The following is a 5,691-nucleotide window of genomic DNA, read 5'->3' as shown; positions in this document are numbered from 1 at the left end:
GCTCTCGCCTTCCTCGAAGGCAATGCCACCGGCCTCAACCGGAAGCACTGCAGCGCCGTCGGCAAGTACGCGCTCTCGCAGGTCAGGCAGCGCGTCGAGCATTGCCGCGACGAACATGTCGCCGGCGATGCCGCCGACTGCATCGAGGTGGACGCGTCTCACAGTCCTGCCCGCCGATAGATCGGAATGACGTATGGTCCCTCCGGGATGATGGCAACGGCGGGGTCGCCATGGCGTTCAAGACTGGCCGCGATTGCGTCGTTTACCGAGGGGACCAGTTCAACTCCGGTGATGCGGCGTTCCTCGCGATCTAGCCCGGTCGTGTAGAGCTGGATCTTGCCCACCCGCATCGGCTTCAGCTGCATCTCCGTCTGCCATTCATCGATGTCGGCAAGCGTCTTCGCCGTAAGCGTGGCAAGGAATGGCTCGGGTCCCATCTCCACCAAGCGCGCTTGCGCCTGGCGGAATTCGTGGCTGCCAAAGCCCTCCGAACATTCCGAGGCGATGATCAGCGTCCCGCCCGGGTCGAGAATGTCGATCGGCGTCACCATACCCTTGATCGTCTGGTAGTAGGTCTTGTCGAGGGGATAGCCTGCAGACGACGTCACCACGGTCTTGAACCGGCGCGGCACGTCGATCATCGTCGTGTCGGCGATGAAATCGACCGCAGCCAGATGGCTGGCTATGATCTCGCCAAAGGTCACGCAAACCAGATCGCGATCTTCATCGAGCACGGTGTTCAACGCATAGATTTCGCCAACCTTGCGTACGATCTGCAACTGTTCCTCATGGAGCGGGTTGCCGACCAGATTGCACTGGACTGACAGCGGGTCTTCCATGAAACGCGCCGAGTGGAAGGTGCGGATGGTTTCGTGGCCGGCAACGCCGGGGGCGACAACCTTTCGACCACCGGACCAGCCTGCCATGAAATGGGGCTCGACCAGGCCTGTAGCGATACGGAGGTCCGCATCCGCGAAAAGCCGATTGATCCGGATCGGTGTCCCACGCGTCTGCGTATGTCCCAGATCGACGTGGTCGTGTTCGTTGCGTGCGAAATGATTGGTGACGCGGACGGTCTTCAGAACCCAAGGATCGCCGACCAGTTCCTCCAGTTCCACACCCTCGTTCGGACGATGAAGGCCGGTGGCAACGAGCACATCGATCCTGTCCGCGGGAATGTCGCCTTTAATCATTGTCTCGATCATGACGCGTAGGAATAGCCGGTTCGGCACCGGGCGCGTGATGTCGCAGATAAGGATGCAGGCGCTCCGACGCCCGACCACCAGACGGGCTAAAGGCTCGGAGCCAATCGGATTCGCGAAGGCGGATGCAATTGCTGAAGAGGCGTCGAAGAGTTTTGGCAACAACGCCTTCCGGATTACTGTCGGCTCCGCGCCTTGCGGCAATGCCAGCTTCAGCAATCCACGACCGAAGGCAAGTTCGAAAGGACCGCCATGTTTCATCTGCCGTCCCTCGGCTCTCACGATCCGCCGTCCGTCGCTACGGCCCGGCACCTATGATGTTCGGCGGCTGATTCAGCCCTCTTCGGCCACGTGACGTCGCTCGAACATGTCTGGCTTGCCTTCGAGTACCGCTGGTCAGTCAACCGAAGTAAGTCTCGGTTTGGTGACCTGTCGTCGCAATCGGCGATGCGGACGCGACCGACTTGCCGCGAGAGCAGCAGGTCATAGCGGCCGGTCAGGCAAATTCCGCCTCCCCGCCAACCTTCTGCTTGCGGATCGCCTCGACAACTGCTTCACCCATGGCCCTCGTGCCGATCTTCCTGCAGCCGGGTTGATAGATGTCTGCGGTCCGATACCCCTCGCGCAGCACTGACCGTACGGCCTGCTCGATACGCGAAGCGTGCTGGTCGCGGCCAAACGACTGCCGGAGCATCATGGCAACCGAAAGGATTGCGGCCAGTGGGTTCGCCAAGTCCTTGCCAGCGATGTCCGGCGCGGTGCCATGGACCGGTTCGTATAGGCCCTTGTTGTGATCGCCGAGGGAGGCCGACGGCAGCATTCCGATTGAGCCGGCCAACATGGCCGCCGCATCGGAGAGGATATCGCCGAAGACATTGCCCGTCACGACAACATCGAATTGCTTGGGATTCCGGATCAAGGCCATGGACGCCGCGTCAATGTAGAGATGCGTCAATTCCACATCGGGATACTGCTTGCTGACTTCGATAACGACCTCGCGCCACAGCGCCATCGTTTCAAGGACGTTTGCCTTGTCAACCGAACACAGTTTCTTACGTCGTTTCGCGGCGGCCTGGAAGCCCGCATGCGCTATGCGCTCGATCTCGGCATCGGTATAACGCATCGTGTTGATGCCGACACGCGCGCCAGTCTCGTCACGAGAGACACCACGCGGCTGGCCGAAATAGAGATCGCCGGTCAGTTCACGCAAGATGATCAGATCGACCCCCGTGACAATTTCGGGCTTGAGTGTGGAGGCGTCCACAAGCTCGGGATAAAGCACGACCGGGCGGAAGTTAGCATAGAGACCGAGGGCCTTGCGCAGCTTGAGCAGGCCGTAACCGGCCCCCTCGCTCGGCGCTCGCCTCTCATCCTCAGGAACGCCGGTTCCGCCAAGCAGAATGGCATCAGCTTTGCGTGAGATGTCGAGGGTATCAGGCGGCAGGGCATCGCCGAAGCGCTCCAGCCCCTCACCTCCGATTACGGCTTCTGTGAGTTCGAGCGGGAGTTCACTACCGATGACCGCGTGCAGCGCCCTTACTGCCTCCGCGGTCACTTCCTTACCGATCCCGTCTCCTGGGAGCACTACTATCTTCAAGGCCTTGCCTTTCGAAATTGAGTTGAAGAGGCGGGCGCATTCGCTCGGCCCTCTCTGCGGCAGGACTTATATGGGCCGACCCGGACCCTTCGAAGTCGTCCTTTGGAAAGCTCGCATCGTCGGACGCGACGCACCGGTTAGCCGGCGGACCAGCCTCTCAACTGTTGGTAAGGTGCTTCAACAGCAGCTTCACGGGTGGTGGCAGGCCCTGACTGTCCTGAACGCAGATGTTCCACTGCCTGACTGCCCAAGGCTCGTCGAGCGCGATTGCCGCAAGCATGCCACCCGTTACATAACGGGCGGCACATCCCGCCGGCACGAGGCCGACGCCCATCTGCGCCTCTACCATTGTCGACACCGTCTCGAACCCGTTGACCCGGATTGGCATTTTCAACGGTTTGCTCAGCTCAGCCGCGGCGCGAATGACGAGCATATCCAGAAAACTTCCCCTGCTTGGCCCGATCAGGTCATAATCCGGGAGGTCGGCGAACTTGACGGAAGTTTGCGAGCTTAGCGGGTGGTCCCTGTGAGCCAGCACCACGAGGCGGTCGCTGCGATACGGGATGTATTTCAAACCGCGACGGGGCACGACGCCACCGAAGACGCCGATATCCGCAGCGTTCTCGGCCACCGCGTCCACGGCCTGCTGGCTGGTGCCCTCCTCCAGATCGATTCGAATGGCCGAATGCGTCCCCAGAAAGTTGCTCAGATCCGACGGCAGATGCTGGATGATCGTCGAAACACTCGCAAAAATGCGGACCTGCCCGCTGACGCCACTGGCGTGATGGGCAAGCTCAATCTCCATCTGCTTCAAGTCGCGGAGCACGACGCGCGCATGGTGGAGCAGCGCCTGCGCTGCCGCGGTCAGCTCCAGTCCCTTCGAGCTGCGGTGAAACAAAGGCGTACTGAGGCGTATCTCGAGATCGGAAATCCGCTTGCTCACCGCCGATGCCGCGATGTGCTCGCGATCGGCCGCCTTGGCGATACTCTGCTCTTCGCAAACGGCGACAAACAGCTGAAGCGAAAGAAGGTCAAAACGCAATGTAGCTCCCCCTCTCCGGCATATTCCATCCATGTCAGGCCTGCGAAACACGCAGCCAGTCACTGCTAATAGCTGTTGACCGCACGGATGCAACTGTCGCAAGGGCATCATCGCGGATCGCGAAGCAGCCATTCCAAACGAAGTCTTTTGCGAAAGGCCATCGCAGTCAATACGTTCTGGCACGCGCTTGTCGCGAAATCGCCACCGGTTCCCCCGTGGAACATGCTTCAATCAATAATTCAATCAGAGTGCGTCTTCGACCATGAATCGATATGATCTTGAGCAGCGCGTAGCGATTGTCACGGGCGGAGCGCAGGGCATCGGGTTCGCAGTCAGCGAGCGGATGCTGGCATCCGGTGCCAGGATAGCGATCTGGGATCGCGATGGCGCTGCGTTGCAAAAGGCTCTCAATCAGCTTGGACGAACCCGCGACGTGCTTGGGATTGAGACTGACATTGGCGACCTCGCGTCGGTGGAAGCGGGCTTTGCACACACGCTGGAACGGTTTGGCAAGATCGACATACTGATCAACAATGCGGCGTTGGTCGGGCCGAACATGCCGACCTGGGAATATCCACCCGAGGCCTTCGCACAGGTCCTGAGTGTGGGATTGATAGGGACTTTCAACTGCTGCCGCGCCATCGTCCCTCATATGCGGGAGCTTAACTACGGGCGCATCGTCAACCTCAGCTCCATTGCCGGCAAGGAGGGCAACCCCAACGCGGTCGCCTACAGCTCCATGAAGGCAGCCGTGATCGCCTTGACGAAGTCACTGGGCAAGGAACTCGCAGGGCAGAACATCGCAGTCAACTGCGTCACTCCGGCGGTTGCCAAGACGCCTGGGGCAATGGAGCAGTCACCGCAACACATCGAGTACATGCTTGCCAAGATTCCGCGCGGCCGCATGCTCGAACTTGGCGAAGCCGCCTCCATGATCTGCTGGCTAGCGTCAGAGGAGAATTCCTTTACCACCGGCGCGGTGTTCGATCTTTCCGGCGGCAGGGCAACCTACTGACCGTAGCGCCCGTCAAATTCCGCGGCGCACGTGGCGGCGCACCGATCCAACAAGGAGACTGCTGATGCCTTCCTACATATTCGAAAACGCGCGGATCGTTGACGGCTCCAATGAGGACGGCGAGCACGACCGTTTCGTCCGCGTCAGCGGCAATGTTATCGACGAGGTTTCAGACAAGCCGATCCGGGATAGCAACGCGCATCGCTTCGATCTGCGCGGGAAGACTTTGATGCCGGGCCTGATCGATTGCCATGTGCACATCAATTCCGGAGTTGCCGATCCGGCCGAAAACTCGTTTCTGCCAAACGAACTCGTCGCCTATCATTCGGTGCGGATATTGAAGGGCATGCTCAATCGCGGTTTCACCACCGTACGCGACCTCGGCGGCGCGACTGTGGCTCAGGTCCATGCGATAGAGCAGGGTCTTATCGAAGGTCCTCGCCTGGTCATTTGCGGCAAGGCCATGGTGCAGACCGGCGGCCATTCGGACTATCGGACGCGCTACGACATGATCAGTGGCGACCGTCAACTCGACCAACTCGGCTCGGTAGGACGCATCGTTGACGGCGTCGACGACTGCCGCCGTGCCGCTCGCGACGAGGTTCGCAAGGGCGCCAGATTCATCAAGGTGATGGCCAATGGCGGCGCGGCATCCTCCCATTTTCCTCGGCCATATCTCGGCTATTCGATGGATGAGCTGCGCGCGTTCCAGGACGAAGCCGACAAGGCCAAGATGTATGTGTCGGTGCACACCCACACCGACGAGGCCGTCGCACGTGCACTCGAATGCGGTATTCATTCGATCGAACACGCGACACTTATTACCCCTCAAACC

At 60.3% G+C, this 5,691-nt stretch carries 5 protein-coding genes; 2 read left to right on the top strand and 3 right to left on the bottom strand.

Annotated elements, in window-relative coordinates:
* Positions 1-158: 158 nt before the first annotated feature.
* From larA to EN939_RS18480, 3 genes are all read right to left on the bottom strand, one after another.
* On the bottom strand, positions 159-1,463 hold the full coding sequence (larA, locus tag EN939_RS18490; protein ID WP_127269157.1) for a nickel-dependent lactate racemase: 1,305 nt from the start codon (positions 1,461-1,463) through the stop codon (positions 159-161).
* A gap of 235 nt (positions 1,464-1,698) precedes the next feature.
* Positions 1,699-2,799, bottom strand: coding sequence for a 3-isopropylmalate dehydrogenase (leuB, locus tag EN939_RS18485; RefSeq protein ID WP_024504892.1), 1,101 nt, complete (start codon positions 2,797-2,799; stop codon positions 1,699-1,701).
* A 157-nt stretch (positions 2,800-2,956) separates the two neighbouring features.
* Positions 2,957-3,841, bottom strand: coding sequence for a LysR family transcriptional regulator (locus EN939_RS18480; protein WP_032899521.1), 885 nt, complete (start codon positions 3,839-3,841; stop codon positions 2,957-2,959).
* A 262-nt stretch (positions 3,842-4,103) separates the two neighbouring features.
* Between EN939_RS18480 and EN939_RS18475 the strand changes: the two genes are divergently transcribed.
* Together EN939_RS18475 and EN939_RS18470 are read left to right on the top strand one after the other, a co-directional pair.
* Entirely contained in the window at positions 4,104-4,856 is a 753-nt protein-coding gene (locus EN939_RS18475) for an SDR family NAD(P)-dependent oxidoreductase (protein ID WP_024504891.1), read from the top strand.
* A 64-nt stretch (positions 4,857-4,920) separates the two neighbouring features.
* Positions 4,921-5,691: amidohydrolase family protein (locus EN939_RS18470; RefSeq protein WP_245473114.1), on the top strand; the 771-nt coding region annotated here is incomplete at its 3' end.

The organism is Mesorhizobium sp. M7A.F.Ca.CA.002.05.1.1 (genome assembly GCF_003998335.1).
In the GTDB taxonomy this organism is placed as follows: Bacteria; Pseudomonadota; Alphaproteobacteria; order Rhizobiales; family Rhizobiaceae; genus Mesorhizobium.
The sequence above is the reverse complement of the archived record's forward strand: the minus strand, read 5'-3'. Positions and strand labels throughout refer to the sequence as shown.